This window comes from Mammaliicoccus sp. Q-M61, from assembly GCF_022386055.1.
GTDB classification, from domain to species: Bacteria; Bacillota; Bacilli; order Staphylococcales; family Staphylococcaceae; genus Mammaliicoccus; species Mammaliicoccus sciuri_A.
In genome coordinates this window covers 18,421-35,881 of record NZ_JAJNJL010000015.1, presented here as the reverse complement: position 1 = coordinate 35,881, position 17,461 = coordinate 18,421, and the positions used below count along the sequence as shown (strand labels likewise).

22 protein-coding genes are annotated in these 17,461 nt (G+C 33.5%); 20 read left to right on the top strand and 2 right to left on the bottom strand.

Annotated elements, in window-relative coordinates; translation table 11 throughout:
* Window positions 1-98: 98 nt before the first annotated feature.
* Window positions 99-464: a GNAT family N-acetyltransferase gene (locus LQ677_RS14025; protein ID WP_126476447.1), complete on the bottom strand. Its 366-nt coding sequence runs from the start codon at window positions 462-464 to the stop codon at window positions 99-101.
* Between the two features lie 107 nt (window positions 465-571).
* Here LQ677_RS14025 and LQ677_RS14020 point away from each other — a divergent pair, with 107 nt between their 5' ends.
* Genes LQ677_RS14020 through rsmI form a run of 9 tightly spaced genes read left to right on the top strand, consistent with a single transcriptional unit; the run spans window position 572 to window position 6,908 of the window.
* Entirely contained in the window at window positions 572-1,921 is a 1,350-nt protein-coding gene (locus LQ677_RS14020) for an aminotransferase class I/II-fold pyridoxal phosphate-dependent enzyme (protein WP_126476448.1), read from the top strand.
* A 1-nt stretch (window position 1,922) separates the two neighbouring features.
* A complete protein-coding gene (tmk, locus tag LQ677_RS14015; RefSeq protein ID WP_126476449.1) occupies window positions 1,923-2,543 on the top strand; it encodes a dTMP kinase in 621 nt (206 codons plus the stop codon).
* A 33-nt stretch (window positions 2,544-2,576) separates the two neighbouring features.
* Window positions 2,577-2,906 carry a cyclic-di-AMP receptor gene (locus LQ677_RS14010; protein WP_025905587.1) on the top strand — a complete coding sequence of 110 codons (330 nt, stop codon included), beginning with the start codon at window positions 2,577-2,579 and terminating at the stop codon, window positions 2,904-2,906.
* A 52-nt stretch (window positions 2,907-2,958) separates the two neighbouring features.
* On the top strand, window positions 2,959-3,885 hold the full coding sequence (locus LQ677_RS14005; protein WP_025905586.1) for a hypothetical protein: 927 nt from the start codon (window positions 2,959-2,961) through the stop codon (window positions 3,883-3,885).
* A 4-nt stretch (window positions 3,886-3,889) separates the two neighbouring features.
* Window positions 3,890-4,696, top strand: a complete 807-nt coding sequence (locus tag LQ677_RS14000; RefSeq protein ID WP_037590307.1) for a PSP1 domain-containing protein — start codon at window positions 3,890-3,892, stop codon at window positions 4,694-4,696.
* Between the two features lie 14 nt (window positions 4,697-4,710).
* The gene (yabA, locus tag LQ677_RS13995; RefSeq protein WP_037590310.1) at window positions 4,711-5,043 is read left to right on the top strand and encodes a DNA replication initiation control protein YabA; all 333 of its coding nucleotides are present in this window, start codon (window positions 4,711-4,713) and stop codon (window positions 5,041-5,043) included.
* A gap of 51 nt (window positions 5,044-5,094) precedes the next feature.
* Window positions 5,095-5,823: a tRNA1(Val) (adenine(37)-N6)-methyltransferase gene (locus tag LQ677_RS13990; protein ID WP_204255766.1), complete on the top strand. Its 729-nt coding sequence runs from the start codon at window positions 5,095-5,097 to the stop codon at window positions 5,821-5,823.
* Complete coding sequence (locus LQ677_RS13985) at window positions 5,816-6,064, top strand: GIY-YIG nuclease family protein (protein WP_126476452.1); 249 nt, start codon at window positions 5,816-5,818, stop codon at window positions 6,062-6,064. The genes LQ677_RS13990 and LQ677_RS13985 overlap by 8 nt, the downstream gene beginning before the upstream one ends.
* 1 nt (window position 6,065) lies before the next feature.
* On the top strand, window positions 6,066-6,908 hold the full coding sequence (rsmI, locus tag LQ677_RS13980) for a 16S rRNA (cytidine(1402)-2'-O)-methyltransferase (protein ID WP_126476453.1): 843 nt from the start codon (window positions 6,066-6,068) through the stop codon (window positions 6,906-6,908).
* 65 nt (window positions 6,909-6,973) lie between these two features.
* On the opposite strand, the gene LQ677_RS13975 is transcribed toward rsmI, so the two are convergent.
* Complete coding sequence (locus tag LQ677_RS13975) at window positions 6,974-7,249, bottom strand: transition state genes transcriptional regulator AbrB (protein ID WP_025905580.1); 276 nt, start codon at window positions 7,247-7,249, stop codon at window positions 6,974-6,976.
* A gap of 232 nt (window positions 7,250-7,481) precedes the next feature.
* On the opposite strand from LQ677_RS13975, the gene metG reads away from it, so the two are divergent.
* The 11 genes from metG (at window position 7,482) to LQ677_RS13920 (ending at window position 17,357) form a co-directional block, all read left to right on the top strand.
* The gene (metG, locus tag LQ677_RS13970) at window positions 7,482-9,482 is read left to right on the top strand and encodes a methionine--tRNA ligase (protein ID WP_204259031.1); all 2,001 of its coding nucleotides are present in this window, start codon (window positions 7,482-7,484) and stop codon (window positions 9,480-9,482) included.
* 21 nt (window positions 9,483-9,503) lie between these two features.
* The gene (locus LQ677_RS13965) at window positions 9,504-10,268 is read left to right on the top strand and encodes a TatD family hydrolase (protein WP_037590318.1); all 765 of its coding nucleotides are present in this window, start codon (window positions 9,504-9,506) and stop codon (window positions 10,266-10,268) included.
* Between the two features lie 54 nt (window positions 10,269-10,322).
* Window positions 10,323-10,865: a ribonuclease M5 gene (gene rnmV / locus LQ677_RS13960; RefSeq protein WP_037590321.1), complete on the top strand. Its 543-nt coding sequence runs from the start codon at window positions 10,323-10,325 to the stop codon at window positions 10,863-10,865.
* A 4-nt stretch (window positions 10,866-10,869) separates the two neighbouring features.
* Complete coding sequence (gene rsmA, locus LQ677_RS13955) at window positions 10,870-11,760, top strand: 16S rRNA (adenine(1518)-N(6)/adenine(1519)-N(6))-dimethyltransferase RsmA (RefSeq protein ID WP_037590323.1); 891 nt, start codon at window positions 10,870-10,872, stop codon at window positions 11,758-11,760.
* Window positions 11,761-11,859: 99 nt separating this feature from the next.
* Window positions 11,860-12,123, top strand: coding sequence for a biofilm formation stimulator Veg (gene veg, locus LQ677_RS13950; protein WP_025905575.1), 264 nt, complete (start codon window positions 11,860-11,862; stop codon window positions 12,121-12,123).
* Window positions 12,124-12,271: 148 nt separating this feature from the next.
* Complete coding sequence (gene ispE, locus LQ677_RS13945) at window positions 12,272-13,120, top strand: 4-(cytidine 5'-diphospho)-2-C-methyl-D-erythritol kinase (RefSeq protein WP_159316300.1); 849 nt, start codon at window positions 12,272-12,274, stop codon at window positions 13,118-13,120.
* A gap of 69 nt (window positions 13,121-13,189) precedes the next feature.
* Complete coding sequence (gene purR, locus LQ677_RS13940; protein ID WP_025905573.1) at window positions 13,190-14,014, top strand: pur operon repressor; 825 nt, start codon at window positions 13,190-13,192, stop codon at window positions 14,012-14,014.
* Window positions 14,015-14,030: 16 nt separating this feature from the next.
* Entirely contained in the window at window positions 14,031-14,408 is a 378-nt protein-coding gene (locus LQ677_RS13935) for a RidA family protein (protein ID WP_049320973.1), read from the top strand.
* A 56-nt stretch (window positions 14,409-14,464) separates the two neighbouring features.
* Window positions 14,465-14,797, top strand: a complete 333-nt coding sequence (gene spoVG / locus LQ677_RS13930) for a septation regulator SpoVG (protein ID WP_037590328.1) — start codon at window positions 14,465-14,467, stop codon at window positions 14,795-14,797.
* A gap of 192 nt (window positions 14,798-14,989) precedes the next feature.
* Complete coding sequence (glmU, locus tag LQ677_RS13925; protein ID WP_037590330.1) at window positions 14,990-16,348, top strand: bifunctional UDP-N-acetylglucosamine diphosphorylase/glucosamine-1-phosphate N-acetyltransferase GlmU; 1,359 nt, start codon at window positions 14,990-14,992, stop codon at window positions 16,346-16,348.
* Between the two features lie 46 nt (window positions 16,349-16,394).
* Window positions 16,395-17,357 (top strand): ribose-phosphate diphosphokinase, encoded by a 963-nt coding sequence (locus LQ677_RS13920; RefSeq protein ID WP_025905569.1) that lies wholly within the window; start codon window positions 16,395-16,397, stop codon window positions 17,355-17,357.
* Window positions 17,358-17,461: the final 104 nt, after the last annotated feature.

Here is a 17,461-nt window from a genome sequence, read left to right as displayed (position 1 = left end):
TACGTTCCGCGAGAGTAGGACGTTGCCGGGCAAATATTTATAAATGGATGCGATGAGCCGCACTCGAGACCTGTTAGGTCTCTTTTTTTTGTGATTTTTTAAGGTAGTCTATAGCCAGTTCCAATATTTCTAAAATGTAATTTCTCGTAAAAAGAATTGTTCTCTGATAATAATTCTATTCGAACAGATGGATATTGTGCTAATAAATAGTCAATTAGTGCTTTAGCATATCCTTTCTTTCTATGAGTCTTTGTAACGACGAGTTCTGTAATATATAATGTGACAGTTTCGTCTGTTAATAATCTAGTATAACCAACAACCTCATTATTTACTTCTATTACAATAATACGAGATGTAATAAGCAATTGTTGGATTTTTTCAATACTGAATGTTTTCCAACCTTCTTGTTGAGCAATTTCATTAATGGATTGTATATCTGTGTCAATTGCATTTCTAATAAACATTTTATTCACTCCTTTTTTTAAGTATATCTTATTTTAATTATTACAGGAATGACGTTGGACTTTATCATTGATATAATGATAAAGACTAAAAATTAAGAGGTAGCCTTATGAATATTAATGAAAAATTAAAATCTCTAAATGGTCTTGATGCCATTTCACTACATGTTCCAGGGCATCATAATCATACAATTGGTTATTTAGATGAAATAAATCTTGCTATGGATATGACTGAAATAACTGGGCTTGATGATTTGCATCAACCAGAATCATGTATAAAGATGAGTATGTCTGAATTGAATAGGTATCCTGGTTATTATGGGCAGTATCTCGTTAATGGTACAACTGTTGGTATACTATCAGCAATTTATGCAGTGGCGCATTTAGATGGGGAAGTATTAATTCCTAGAAATGCGCATAAATCAGTATTTAATGCTTTGAATTTAACGAAGCAAGATGCTAAGTTTATGCCTATGACAATATCAGATAAGACGAATCAATATAATGGTGTAGCTTTATTAAGGGATTTAGATTTGAATCATATTAAACTAGCTATTTTTACTTATCCTAATTACTATGGTGAAACATTTGATATTGAAGAAAGTATTAAAATCTTAAAAGAACATCAAATTCCTGTATTGGTAGATGAGGCACATGGTGCACATTTTGGTATTAGTTCATATTTCCCTAAATCATCTATGACTTATGGTGCTGATATAGTCGTGCAGTCTTACCACAAGACATTACCGGCCTTGACGATGGGTTCTGTTTTATATATGAGAGAGGATTTAGAAATAAAATCAAATATTCAACAGTATTTGAAGATGCTACAAACATCTAGTCCTTCATATCTCATTATGGCTAGTTTAGAAAGTGCAGAAAAATTTTATAAGCAGTTTGATGATCAAAGATTCAAATATAATAGACAAACATTCATTGAAACGATGGAGAATGTTGGATTTGAAGTGGGGAGTCTAGAGGACCCTCTTAAATTAATTGTTTCTTATAGAGGATTAAGCGGATTTGAAATTCAAAAACTATTTGAAGATGTGCATATCTATGTAGAGTTATGTGATTATAAATTTGTGTTATTAGTCTTACCATTATGGCATGAATCAGATAAGTTCCCATTTGAAGATATGTTTGATCGCGTTAGAAATATTAAAGTGAATGTTGAGCATCAACTTAAAGAGGAAGTACAATTTAAATTACCATACGAAACAGATAGTACAATGTATAAATACAACGATATTGAAAAAACTAAAATGATGGACTTGAATACATCATATGGCTATATTGCTGCTGAAGATATTGTGCCTTATCCACCAGGTATACCTGTTATTTTAAAAGGAGAAAATATTCGTAAAGAAATAGTAGATTCTCTTTTACAATGGCTTGATAGAGGTGGTAGAGTGGAAGGTATATTAAACAAGCAAATCAAGGTAAAGGATGAACAATAAAATGGGACGATTTATTACGTTTGAGGGTCCAGAAGGCTCTGGCAAAACGACGGTTATACATAAAGTTTATGAAAAGTTAAATCAAGATTATGATATTTTACTGACTAGAGAGCCAGGTGGTATCAAAATAAGCGAAGCGATTAGAAACTTGTTGTTAGATAGTGATGATGACATGGATGAGAGAACAGAAGCATTGCTGTTTGCTGCTGCTAGAAGACAACATTTAGTGGAGAAAATAGTACCTCAACTTAATAAAGGTGGAACGGTATTATGTGACCGATTTGTTGATAGTTCTTTAAGTTATCAAGGTTACGCACGTGAAATTGGGGTAGAAGAAGTTAAGGCAATTAATGAATTTGCGATTGATAACCTTTATCCTGATTTAACATTATATTTTGATGTACCTGCTGAAGTTGGTTTAAATCGAATTAAAGATAATCAACGTAATGCGAATCGTTTGGATAAAGAAAAAATAGAATTTCATCACAAAGTTACAGATGGTTATAAAAAATTAATTGCAGAGTATCCAGATAGAATTAAAGTAATTGATGCCACGCAACCATTAGAAAAGGTTGTAGATGATGCATATTCTACGATAGTAAAATATCTGAAACAAGATTAAAATATGATATAATAAATAAAGAGGTGTTTAGATATGAAAATGGTAATAGCGATTGTCCAAGATCAAGATAGTCAAAACTTGTCAGAAGCACTTATAGAAAAAAACTTTAGAGCCACTAAACTTGCAACAACTGGTGGATTTCTAAGAGCTGGAAATACAACATTCTTATGCGGTGTCAAAGATGAACGTGTAGATGAATTATTACGTGTTATCGATGGAACTTGTGGTAATCGTGAACAACTTGTTTCACCTATCACACCAATGGGCGGTAGTGCGGATTCTTATATTCCTTACCCTGTAGAAGTTGAAGTAGGTGGCGCAACTGTATTCGTTATGCCAATTGAACAATTCCATCAATTTTAAGAACTGATGAGCTGCCGTTTGAGCAGCTTTTTTATTGCAAGGAGCGTAAAATATGCAATTAACCAAAGAGATTGATCATTTATTAAGTGCACAACAATTATCTCATGCCTATTTATTTGAGGGAGATAATATGTTTGAAATGAAATCTACAGCTTTATATTTTGCTGAACAAATATTATGTGAATCAGAACAAAGTTGTGTGGTTAAAGTTCAAAATTTTAATCATCCTGATTTTGTATATATTCAATCAGATGAAACGACGATAAAGAAACAACAAATAGAAGAATTACTCAGAAAAATGAATCAAAAACCCATCGAAAGCCAATATAAAGTTTACATTATTGAAGCTTTTGATAAACTAACAGTACAGGGTGAAAATAGTATACTTAAATTTTTGGAAGAACCACCTCCAAATACAATTGCCCTGTTACTGACAACAAAGAAAGATCAAATATTGCCAACTATACATTCAAGATGCCAACTTGTTCATTTTAAACCTGCATCTAAAGAAAATTATATAGAAGAATTAAAACTGTCTGGTATTTCTTCTGCAATTGCGCATACATTGAGTTTTGTTACTTCTGATAAAGAAGAAGCACTTGCTCTTACAGAAGAACAATTATTTGTACAGCTTAGAAAAACTGTAACGAAACTTGCTGAATTGATGGTAAAAGATACACAGATGGCAATGATTTATTTGATCGATTGCATAAAAATTGCTAATACACGCCCGTTGCAGCAATTATTTTTAAATAGCTTGAATGCTTATTTTCAAGATTTATTACATGCCAAAATTCAAATAGATACGATAAAGGCATATCCAGATTTAGAAGTGGAAATTAGAGAGATTAGTCAATATTTATCTTTAAATGACATTTCGAATTATATACAAGTTATAACGGAAGCAAACCGTAAATTAGCACAAAACGTTAATGCAACATTAGTATTAGAACAAATGGTTATAAATGGGAAGAGGTGATTAAATGTATGAAATAATTGGTGTTCAATTCCAAAAAGCTGGGAAGAAAGAATATTTCTCACCAAATGGGGAACGTTTCAAAGAAAATGACTTAGTTGTCGTTGAATCTAAACGTGGTATTGAACTTGGTAAAGTTAAATTAACAAATCGCCATGTAGGTAAAGATGATGTTGTTTTACCATTGAAAGAAGTTATCCGTCATGCAACAGAAGCTGATATTCAAAAATATCAAGATAATTTAAAGGATGCAGACCATGCTTTAGCTTTATGTAAAGAGTTGGTAGCGACTCACGAGCTTGATATGCGACTTGTTAATTGTGAATATACATTAGATAAAAGTAAAGTCATCTTTAATTTTACAGCTGATGATAGAATAGATTTCAGAACTTTAGTAAAATCTTTAGCTTATGAATTAAAAACACGAATTGAGTTACGACAAATTGGTGTGAGAGACGAAGCGAAATTACTTGGCGGTATTGGTCCATGTGGTCGCTCATTATGTTGTTCAACATTTTTAGGTGATTTTGAACCTGTTTCAATTAAAATGGCTAAAGATCAAAACTTATCATTAAATCCAACTAAAATATCAGGTGCTTGTGGTCGTTTAATGTGTTGTTTAAAATACGAAAATGACTATTATGAAGAAGTTAGAAATGAATTGCCTGATATTGGTACAACTGTTGTCACGCCAGAAGGTGACGGCAAAGTTGTCGGATTAAATATTTTAGATATAACAATGCAAGTTAAAGTGAAAGGTTTCGAACAACTCTTTGATTATAAACTTGATGAATTACTTGAAGTCCATTCATAAGGGAGGATTATATTGTGAATAGGGACGAGTTGTTTGAAACGATTATGACATTAGAGAGTGAACTTAAGCAAATTAATGAACATATGGAAAAGTTGAAAAACCAGGCAGTTGAATTAGTCGAAGACAATGTTGCCCTTCAAATGGAGAATGAAAGTTTGAAGCGTGTAATGGAAACAAGTGAAGACAATCAACAGAAAAAGCCAAACAAGAAAATAAAGCCACTTCAAAGTAAAGATAACTTAGCAATGTTATATCATGAAGGTTTTCATATTTGTCGAGGAGAATTGTTTGGTAAACACAGACAAGGACAAGATTGTTTATTTTGTTTAGAAGTGTTGAATAGATAATAAGAAAATCAGGCATGCTATATGCCTGATTTTTTTAAGTGAGGTGTTTAAATGTTGAATTCGGGAGAAAGACTCGACCAATTATTAAGAGAAGAATTTGAAATTATTCAAAATGATGATGTGTTTTCATTTTCAACAGATGCATTGTTATTAGGAGATTTTACAAAGGTACGAAATAAAGATAAAGTAATGGATTTATGTTCTGGTAATGGCATTATTCCTTTGTTATTGGCACACAAATCTCAAGCTAGTATTGAGGCGGTAGAAATTCAAGAGGCTTTAGTGGATATGGCTGAACGAACGATAGCTCATAATCAGTTAGAAGACCAAATATCTATCAGACAAATGGATTTAAAGAATGTATCAACCTCATATCATCCTTCAACATTTGATGTTGTAACCGTAAACCCACCGTACTTTAAAGAAAATCAACAAATACAGCATCAAAAGGAAGCACATAAAATTGCGAGACATGAAATATACTGCACATTAGATGATGTTTTAAAAGCAAGTAAGCATTTGTTAAAGCAAGGTGGTAAACTTGTAATGGTCCATAGAGCGGAAAGACTGATGGATGTCTTAAGCGCATTTCGACAATATAAAATCGAACCTAAAAGATTAAGAATGGTATATAGCACACCTAATAAGAAAGAAGCGGTTACGATTTTAGTTGAAGGTAGAAGTGGTGGTCAAGCAGGATTGAAAGTGGAACAACCATTTTATATTTATGAGGAGAATGGAGATTATTCAAAAGAAATGAAGGTTGTATATTATGGCTAACCATTATACATATATATTAGAGTGTAAGGATCAAACATTATATACTGGTTATACGACAGATTTAGACAGAAGGTTAAAAGTCCATAATGAAGGTAAGGGTGCTAAATATACTAAAGTGAGACGCCCTGTTAAACTTGTATATCATGAGACATTCGATAATAAATCCGAAGCTTTAAAACGAGAATATGCATTAAAACAGTTAAGTAGAAAACAAAAATTAGCGCTTATTAAGGAGGGGTAATATGTCTATATTATATTTAGTAGGAACCCCAATCGGAAATTTAGAAGATATCACTTATCGTGCGGTTAGAATGTTAACAGAAGTCGATTATATCTTTTGTGAAGATACACGTGTTACAGGCAAGCTTTGTCAGCATTATGAAATACAAACGCCTCTTAAGTCTTACCATGAACATAATAAAGATAAGTCATCTGAGCAAATATTGAGGTTATTAGAAGATGGCAAAGATATTGCGCTCGTTTCTGATGCAGGCTGCCCTTGTATAAGTGATCCTGGTTATGAACTTGTGAATCAAGTTAGGGATAATGGTTATCGTGTTGAAACGATTCCTGGACCTAATGCGGCTATTACGGCATTAATGACAAGTGGATTACCATCATATAAATTTGTGTTTCTAGGATTTTTACCTAGACATGCGAAAGAAAAACATGATGTATTGGAAAAATGGATGACGAGAGAATCAACGTCTATGATTTATGAGTCACCTTATAGAATTAAACAAACGGTACAAGCAATAGCTGAAATAGATCCAGAAAGAAAAGTGGCAATCGGAAGAGAACTTACTAAGAAATTTGAACAAGTGGAAACGAATCAAATAAAGGTTATTGAAGAAATGTTATCAGATGAGCGTATACCTCAAAAAGGAGAGTTCGTCATCTTGATTGAAGGTGTCGATGAATCGACACAAGTTGATAATTGGTGGGAAGACTTGGATCTCGTTCAACATGTCGAAATTTATATCAATGAACATCAAATGAGATCTAAAGATGCTATCAAACAAGTAGCGGTAGATAGAAAAATGAAAAAAAGAGATGTATACGAAGCGTATCATATTGACGAATAAACAAAAAAAGGAAATTTAAAGTACATCGTTTACTTTAAATTTCCTTTTTTTATATGCAGCTTTTATTATTTTGATTTTTTCTCAATCTCGTTAATTAGTTGCTGAGCGCCTTCTTTACTTAAGACAATTTTACCATCAGCTAAAACAAAATTGTCTTCAGAAACATCTCCAGTAACTTGACAAGTCATGTTAGGTGAGTATTTCTTTAAGATAATTTTATCGTCATCTGTATAAATTTCTAAAGCATCTTTCTCAGCAATGTCTAATATGCGTCGTAATTCGATAGGAATTACTACACGGCCTAGTTCATCTACTTTACGCACGATTCCAGTTGATTTCATCTTTTTACCTCCGTTTAATAAAACCATAATTATCTAATTCGACATTCATTCGACAATTATATAAATAGTATACTAATATGAATTGAAGAAAATGTCAATAAAACAATATATTGCATACGTTTAATTTTTGAAATATAAAACAATTGTTATCTCTATACCATAATCAGGTAATATTGAAAAAATGCTTAATTTTCGGTATATTATATAGATAAGATATTAGGAGGAAACGCTGATGACGAAAGAGACTTTTTACATTACGACACCGATTTATTATCCGAGCGGGAATTTACACATAGGTCATGCGTATACTACGGTTGCTGGTGATGTAATTGCTAGATATAAACGGTTACAAGGCTATGATGTTCATTATTTAACTGGTACAGATGAACATGGTCAAAAAATACAAGAAAAAGCTAAAGAAGCGGGCTTATCTGAAATAGAATATTTAGATGGCATTATTAAAAGTATCCAATCTTTATGGAAAAAACTAGACATCTCTAATGATGATTTTATTCGAACTACTGAAGAAAGACATAAACAAGTTGTCGAAAAAGTCTTCGAAAAGTTATTAGCACAAGGTGACATATACTTAGGTGAGTATGAAGGTTGGTACTCAATACCAGATGAAACATATTACACAGAAACACAACTTGTCGATCCAGTTTATGAAGATGGCAAAATCGTCGGTGGTAAGAGTCCTGATTCAGGTCATGAAGTAGAACTTGTGAAAGAAGAAAGTTATTTCTTTAAATTAGATAACTATGCTGATCGTTTACTTAAATTCTTCGATGAAAATCCAGAATTCATTTTACCAATTTCTCGTAAGAATGAAATGATCAACAACTTTATTAAACCTGGTCTAGAAGATTTAGCGATTTCTAGAACGACTTTTGATTGGGGTATTAAAGTACCTTCTAATCCTAAACATGTTGTGTATGTTTGGATTGACGCACTTGTGAACTATATTTCTGCGTTAGGTTATTTATCAGATGACGATACGTTATTTAAAAAATATTGGCCAGCAGATGTGCATTTAATGGCTAAAGAAATCGTTCGATTCCATTCAATTATTTGGCCAATCTTATTGATGGCTTTAGACTTACCTTTACCTAAACGTGAATTTGCTCACGGTTGGATCTTGATGAAAGACGGTAAAATGAGTAAATCTAAAGGTAATGTTGTAGATCCGAACGTCTTAATTGATAAATACGGCTTAGATGCAACAAGATATTATCTCATGAGAGAATTACCATTTGGCGCAGATGGTGTATTTACACCTGAAGCATTCGTTGAAAGAACAAATTACGATTTAGCTAATGACTTAGGTAACTTAGTAAATCGTACAATAGCAATGGTTAATAAGTACTTTAACGGCGTACTTCCTAAATATAAAGGCAAATTACACCCATTAGATGAAGAGATGGAACAAATGGCTTTAGATACTAAAGATAAATTCTATTCAGCAATGGAAAATATGCAATTCTCAGTTGCTTTAGCAGAAGTTTGGAAGTTGATTAGTCGTACAAACAAATATATTGATGAAACAACACCATGGGTATTAGCTAAAGATGAAAATGAACGTGAAATGCTAGAAAATGTCATGATTCACTTAGTTGAAAACATTAGATTTGCAGCAGTATTATTACGTCCATTCTTAACACATGCACCATATGAGATTTTCCGTCAATTAAACTTAGAAAAAGGTAAACTTGATACATTTGAAAGTATCGAACAATATGGCGCTATTGATCAAGATATTAAAGTGATTGAAAAGCCTGAGCCTATTTTCCCTAGATTAGATGTAGAACAAGAAGTGGCGTTCATCAAAGATTCTATGCAAGGTGGAACGACTGCAGAATCATCTGAAGAAGAAGCTGAAACTGCTGAGGAAGAAGTAGTACCATCTAAACCAGAAATCACAATTGATCAATTTGATAAAGTAGAAATCAAAGCTGCTACTGTTACAGGTGCAGACTATGTGAAAAAATCAGATAAACTTTTGAAAATAAAAGTAGATTTAGGTAACGAAAAGAGACAAATTGTTTCAGGTATAGCTGAATTTTATAAACCTGAAGATATTGTTGGTAAAAAAGTAGCGGTCGTTACGAACTTAAAACCAGTCAAATTACGTGGTGAATTATCAGAGGGTATGATTTTATCAGCTGAGAAAGACGGCACACTTACTTTAGTAGGTTTACCAAATGCAATACAAAACGGATCTATCATTAAGTAAAGTACTGAAAGGAAGATTCGAATGTTAATAGATACACACGTCCATTTAAATGCGGATCAATACGATGAAGATTTACAAGAAGTAATCGATCGAGCTTTGGAAGAAGGTATCGATAGAATGTTCGTTGTTGGTTTCGACACGAACACGATTGAAAGAACGATGAAATTAATAGACGAGTATGATTTTATATATGGCATTATAGGTTGGCATCCTGTTGATGCAATTGATTGTACGGAAGAACGCCTACAATGGATTGAAGAATTGTCTAAACACCCAAAAATCATCGGTATAGGTGAGATGGGATTAGATTATCACTGGGACAAGTCACCTAAAGATATCCAAAAAGAAGTATTTAGAAAACAAATCGCATTAGCGAAACGTGTTCAACTACCGATTATTATTCATAATAGAGAAGCAACTCAAGATTGCGTTGATATCTTAAAAGAAGAAAATGCAAGTGAAGTTGGCGGAATTATGCATAGTTTCAGTGGCTCAAACGAAATAGCTGATGAAATACTCAAAATGAATTTCTATATTTCATTGGGTGGACCTGTCACGTTCAAAAATGCGAAACAACCAAAAGAAGTAGCTCAACATGTACCGTTAGATAGATTACTCGTTGAAACAGATGCACCATACTTATCACCTCACCCTTATAGAGGGAAAAGAAACGAACCTGCGCGTGTAAAACTTGTTGCAGAACAAATTGCTGAATTGCGTGGAATTTCATACGAGGAAGTATGTAAAGCTACTACAGAAAATGCTGAAAGATTATTTAAATTATAAAATATGATGCCCCAAAACGGTTGTTTTGGGGCATCTTTAAAGAAGGAAATGAATATGAAGATAAATGAATTTGTTGTTGTTGAGGGACGCGATGATACAGTTAATGTTAAAAGAGCAGTAGATTGCGATACGATAGAAACAAATGGCTCAGCAATATCAAAAGAAACACTAGAAGTTATAAGACAAGCGCATGAAAAACGTGGTGTCATTGTATTAACTGACCCAGATTTCCCAGGTGATAAAATTAGAAATACAATTAAGCAGTATATCCCTAGTGTGAAACATGCATTTATACCAAGAGATAAAGCTAAAAATAAAAGAGGAAAAATAGGCGTTGAGCATGCTTCAATTGAAACAATTAAAGATGCGCTTACAAATGTCAGTTCTCCATTAGAAGCGGACATTGAAACAATTGATAAAGCAGTCTTAATTGACCTTGGATTAATTATAGGACCAGACGCTAGAAGAAAACGCGAAATACTATGCAGTAAATTAAATATTGGCCATTCAAATGGCAAACAATTGCTAAACAAATTAAATGCCTTCGGTTATACTGAGAAAGATGTAAAAGAAGCACTGGGATATAAAGAGGAGTGACACGATGAACGATAAAGATATAGCAACACCTAAACGTACAAAAGCGTTATTAGATCAATATGGATTTAAATTCAAAAAGAGTTTAGGTCAGAACTTTTTAATCGATACAAATATTATTCAAAAAATTATTTCTGCTAGTGATATAGATGAGCATACAGGTGTTATTGAAGTTGGACCAGGAATGGGTTCACTTACTGAACAATTAGCGAGAGCTTCAAAGAAAGTGTTGGCTTTTGAAATTGATCAAAGACTCATACCTGTATTAGAAGATACGTTAAGTCCATATGACAATGTAACAGTTGTAAACGAAGATATATTGAAAGCCAATGTTAAACAAGAAATTGAAACGCACTTAAAAGACTGCGATAAAATTATGTTGGTTGCCAATTTACCTTATTACATTACGACGCCTATATTGATGAATTTACTAGAAAATGATTTACCAATAGATGGCTATGTTGTCATGATGCAAAAAGAAGTGGGAGAACGCTTAAACGCTGAAGTAGGTAGTAAAAGTTATGGTTCATTATCAATAGCTTGTCAGTATTACACTGAAACTGAACGTGTGTTAGTCGTCCCGAAGACTGTCTTTATGCCACCACCGAATGTTGATTCGATTGTTATTAAATTAACGAAACGTATTGAACCGATCGTCGAAGTAGATGATGAGAAACTACTATTCAAGCTTTCAAAAGGTGCTTTCGGACAAAGACGAAAAACAATTTTGAACAATTATATTAATACAATTAAAGATGGCAAACTGCATAAAGATGAAATCGTCGAATGGCTAAATGCTTCAAACATAGACCCTAAGCGACGTGGTGAAACGCTAACAATACAAGAATATGCACATCTTTGTAACAATTTGAAAAAATACCCGAATTTATCTGTGTAAATATATTGACATTGCTTTATCAACTTGATAAAATTTAAATTTTATTTGACAAAAATCCGCTTTCGTAGTATAATTTTATCTATAGCGAGGTGGGTCAATATGCCGAAGACTTTAGTAGACATCAAAAAAATATTGGAATGTCAATTAGGAAATCGTATTGTACTTAAAGCTAATGGAGGACGTAAGAAGTTAATTGAGCGAAGTGGCGTGCTTAAGGAAACGTATCCATCAGTTTTCGTGGTCGAATTAGATCAAGAGAAACATAATTTTGAGCGTGTATCTTATACATACACTGATGTATTAACTGAGAATGTCCAAGTAACTTTTATGAATGAACATAAAGAGGAATTCATCGTTCAATAATTAAAGGTATTTAATAAAAAACTCTACGCGATATGACTGTGATATGGCGTAGGGTTTTTTATTATGCCAAAAAATAGAATAAAGCTAATACTTTCTAACTTTTATTTATGGTAAAATCATAATAATAAGTTTTAGAGAGGGCAAGTATATGATTTATGAAACTGCACCAGCAAAAATTAATTTAACATTAGATACGTTATATAAACGTGAAGATGGGTATCATGAAGTGGAAATGATTATGACGACCATCGACTTAAATGACCGATTAACATTTGAGTGTAGAGACGATGGTGAAATTATTATTGATGTAGAACATAATTTTGTACCAAGTGATCATAGAAATTTAGCATATAAAGCAGCGAAGTTGATGCAAGATAGATACAATATTGAAAAAGGTGTGAAGATTTCATTAGAAAAAAGTATACCGATTTCAGCAGGTTTAGCTGGTGGGTCAAGTGATGCAGCCGCTACTTTTAGAGGTTTGAATGAATTATGGGGGATTAACGAATCTTTAGAAACATTAAGTGAGCTGGCTTCGGAAATTGGATCAGATATTTCGTTTTGTATTTATGGAAAAACTGCTTTATGCCAAGGTAGAGGTGAGAAAATTACGCACTTACCTAAACCACCTTCAGCATGGGTCGTTATCGCGAAACCAGATATAGGTGTTTCAACGCCTGAAATATACGGCGCATTAGATTTGGAAAACAAGGAAGAAGTACAAACACAAGCGTGTCTTAAAGCAATCGAAAATAACGATTATGCCTCAATGTGTCAGTCGCTTGGCAATAGTCTTGAAAAAGTTACAATGCAGCTGTATCCAGAAGTTGAGAAATTGAAGAATACTATGAGTAATACTGGCGTAGATGCTGCTTTAATGAGTGGTAGTGGCCCGACTATATATGGCTTTGTTCAAAAAGAAAGACAAGCTAAGCAAGTATATAATGCTTTGATGGGATGTTGTAACGATGTATACATCGCGAGACTGCTCGGGTAGCTTTGAGGAATGCGAACGATTATAGTATAATTAGGCTTAAAATACGGAATAGAGATTGGAGTTTTATAAATGAGGTTTAAACGAAGTGAAAGAATCGTTTATATGACACAATATTTATTGAAACATCCGAACGAGTTAGTGCCGTTGACTTATTTTGTGAATCATTTTGGTCAGGCAAAGTCGTCTATTAGTGAAGACATACAAATTATTAAAGAAACGTTTACTGCTGAGAGACTTGGTATTATAGAAACGACTGCCGGTGCAAGTGGCGGCGTAACTTACCGACCTAAAATGTACGTCGAAGAAGCACGTGAATTGATTGAAAAATTGTGTGAATTACTAAAAGAAAAAGAAAGACTGTTGCCAGGTGGCTATTTATTTATGTCAGATTTAGTAGGGAATCCTAAACTATTAAATCAAGTAGGGGAATTAATCGCTACAATGTACATGGATGAAGAACTTGATGCGGTAGTTACAATAGCAACAAAGGGTATTTCTTTAGCAAATGCCGTGGCGAAAGTGCTTAATTTGCCAGTTGTGGTTATAAGAAAAGACAATAAAGTAACAGAAGGATCCACAGTATCGATTAACTATGTGTCTGGGTCTTCTAGAAAGATTGAGACAATGGTTTTATCAAAAAGAACATTGCCTGAATATTCGAATGTATTGATTGTTGATGACTTTATGAGAGCGGGCGGATCTATTAATGGTGTAATCAATTTGATGAATGAGTTTAAAGCTACAGTAAAAGGGGTATCAGTACTTGTAGAATCAAAAGAAGTTAAACATCGATTGATTGAAGATTATACATCTTTAGTTAGGTTATCTGACGTAGACGAGTACAATCAACAATTTTCAGTAGAGGAAGGCAACTGTTTAAAAAGATTTAATTAAAAGGAGAGTAATCAACATGAAAAGTATTAACGCAACAAACGCTCCAGAAGCTTTAGGACCATATTGCCATGCAGTAGTAGTAGATAATTTAGTATTTACTTCTGGTCAAATACCATTAAATCAACAAGGTGAAGTCGTTTCTGAAGATGTCAAAGAACAAACTAAGCAAGTACTAGAAAATTTAAAAGTCGTACTTCAAGAAAGTGGCGCATCTTTAGATAGTGTCGTTAAATCTTTAATTTTCATAAAAGATATGAACGATTTCCAAGACATCAATGCCGTATATGGAGAATATTTTAATGAACATTTGCCTGCTAGAAGTTGTGTGGAAGTTGCACGTTTACCGAAAGATGTAAAAGTTGAAATCGAAATGATTGCAAAAATAAATAACTAACTTCAATTAATATGATGCTGCTACTTTAAATAGACAAAACAGGGGGCACACAAATCATGAAGGTAACAGATGTGAGATTAAGAAAAATTCAAACGGATGGAAGAATGAAAGCATTAGTTTCTATAACATTAGATGACGCTTTTGTTATTCACGACTTAAGAGTAATCGAGGGAAATTCAGGACTGTTTGTGGCTATGCCTAGTAAGCGTACGCCAGATGGGGAATTTAGAGATATTGCGCATCCCATTAATTCTGAAATGAGACAGGAGATTCAAGAAGCGGTTATGAAAGTATATGATGAAACAGATGAAGTCATTATTCCAAAATCAGCTCAAGAAGCCTCAAATTCAGAGGATAGCGATGAAGCATCAGACAGTGAAGAAGAATAACGATATTTAAAGTACTCAGCTCACGTATATTGATAAACAGCAGTTAAAATCCTGTGATTTTAACTGCTGTTTTTTTATATGTCATGATAAGGGGTTTGTTAATAAGGAAACGTTTACTTGAACTCTTTCTTGATACTATGCGGTCAATTAAATTATAATAGACTAAAGTGTGTATAAATGGAGGTATTTGCAATGCAAAAATATGCAGTTGTATTAGCTGCTGGTAAAGGTACAAGAATGAAATCTAAACTTTACAAAGTACTACATACAGTAGCTGGAGAAGCAATGGTTCAACATGTTATAGATAGCGTGAAAAATGCAGGTGTTGATAAAGTCGTAACAGTTGTTGGGCATGGTGCTGAAAAAGTCAAAGAAACAATCGGTCATGCATCTCAGTTTGTACATCAAGAAGAACAATTAGGAACAGCACATGCAGTAAAGACTGCTAAAGATATATTAGGTACTGAAAAAGGCACAACAATTGTTGTATGCGGAGACACACCATTAATCAGTGATGAAACGATTAAAAATTTATTAAATTTTCATGAGTCTGAAAGTGCAGTAGCAACTGTCTTGTCTGCAAAAGTTGATAACCCGTTTGGTTACGGCAGAATCATTCGCGATGAAAATGGTTTGGTTTCTGGAATTGTCGAACAAAAAGACGCTTCTTCTGCGGAAGCTGAAGTTAATGAAATCAGTTCTGGTATATTTGCTTTCGATAATGAAAAGTTATTTGAAACACTTGAAAAAGTAAACAATGATAATGCACAAGGTGAATATTATTTACCAGATGTGATTCGCATCCTAAAAGAAGAAAATGAAAAAGTTTCTGCTTTTATTACGAACGATGTTGACGGCATTATGGGTGTGAATGATAGAGTGCAACTTGCGAAAGCGGAACAGAAAATGAAAGAACGTATCAATCATCAACATATGCTAAATGGCGTAACAATTATTGATCCAGCTACAACTTATATCGGGAAACAAGTCGTAATTGGTGAAGATACAGTTGTAGAACCAGGCGTAAGACTTTCTGGCACAACAATTATAGGAAAAAATGTTACGATAGGAATGAATTCTGACATCAAAAATAGTACAATTAAAGATGATGCTACAATTAAACAATCTGTTATTACAGATTCAGTTGTAGGCGAAAACGCTACAGTAGGACCATTTGCACAATTAAGACCAGGTTCTGAACTAGGCAAAGATACGAAAATTGGTAACTTTGTTGAAACTAAAAAGGCTGTCTTAAAAGATGGCGCTAAAGTTTCACACTTAAGTTATATCGGAGATGCAGAAGTAGGTGCAAGAACAAATATTGGTTGTGGTTCTATCACTGTAAATTATGATGGCGTGAATAAATTCCGTACGGTTATAGGAGATGATGCATTTATTGGATGTAATTCAAATCTAGTTGCACCAGTAGAAATTGGAGATGGATCATTCATAGCAGCAGGGTCAACAATTACAGATGATGTACCAAATGAAAGCTTGGCGCTAGGTCGCGCTAGACAAACGACAAAAGAAGGATATTATAAAACGAAATAAAAGGAGCCGTCAAAACATGAGTCAAAATGATATCGGAGGAACAGAAATGTTGAACACTGAATATAAGAACTCTTCATTAAAAATATTTTCGCTTGAAGGTAACCAACCATTAGCGCAAGAAGTTGCCAATTTAGTAGGGATTCCATTAGGTAAATCTACAGTTAAGAGATTTGCTGATGGTGAAGTTCAAATTAATATTGAAGAAAGTATCCGTGGTTGTGATGTATTTATTATTCAACCAACATCAAACCCAGTGAATGAACACTTGATGGAATTATTAATTATGATTGATGCTTGTAAACGTGCATCAGCAGCAAATATTAATATTGTAATGCCTTATTACGGTTATGCAAGACAAGACCGTAAAGCTAGAAGCCGTGAACCAATCACTGCTAAACTTGTGGCAAATATTATTGAAAAAGCTGGCGCAAGCAGAATGATAGCACTTGATTTACATGCACCTCAAATTCAAGGGTTCTTTGACATACCGATTGATCATTTAATGGGCGTACCAATTTTATCAAATTACTTCTTAGAAAAAGGTTTAGATCCTGAAACAACAGTAGTTGTTTCGCCTGACCATGGTGGCGTAACAAGAGCACGTAAAATGGCTGACCGTCTAAAAACACCTATCGCTATTATTGATAAACGTCGTCCGAAACCAAACGTAGCAGAAGTTATGAATATTGTTGGAGATATTAATGGTAAGACTGCCATCATTATCGACGATATTATTGATACAGCTGGAACAATTACATTAGCAGCAGATGCACTTGTTAAAAAAGGTGCAAAAGAAGTTTATGCATGTTGTACACACCCTGTATTATCAGGACCAGCAAAAGAACGTATCGAAAATTCTCAAATTAAAGAATTAGTTGTTACAAACTCAATTCAATTACCAGAAGATAGAAAACCTGCAAACGTTAAAGAATTGTCTGTAGCAGAATTATTAGCACAAGCAATTGTTAGAGTATATGAACAAGAATCTGTTAGTGTGCTATTTGATTAATTTATAATATTCGTGTATAATAACAAACGGTTCATTTTTATGGACTAAATAACCACTTACAAGCAGCAATTGTTGTTGATGGGTAAGTGTAGGAGCGCATATCG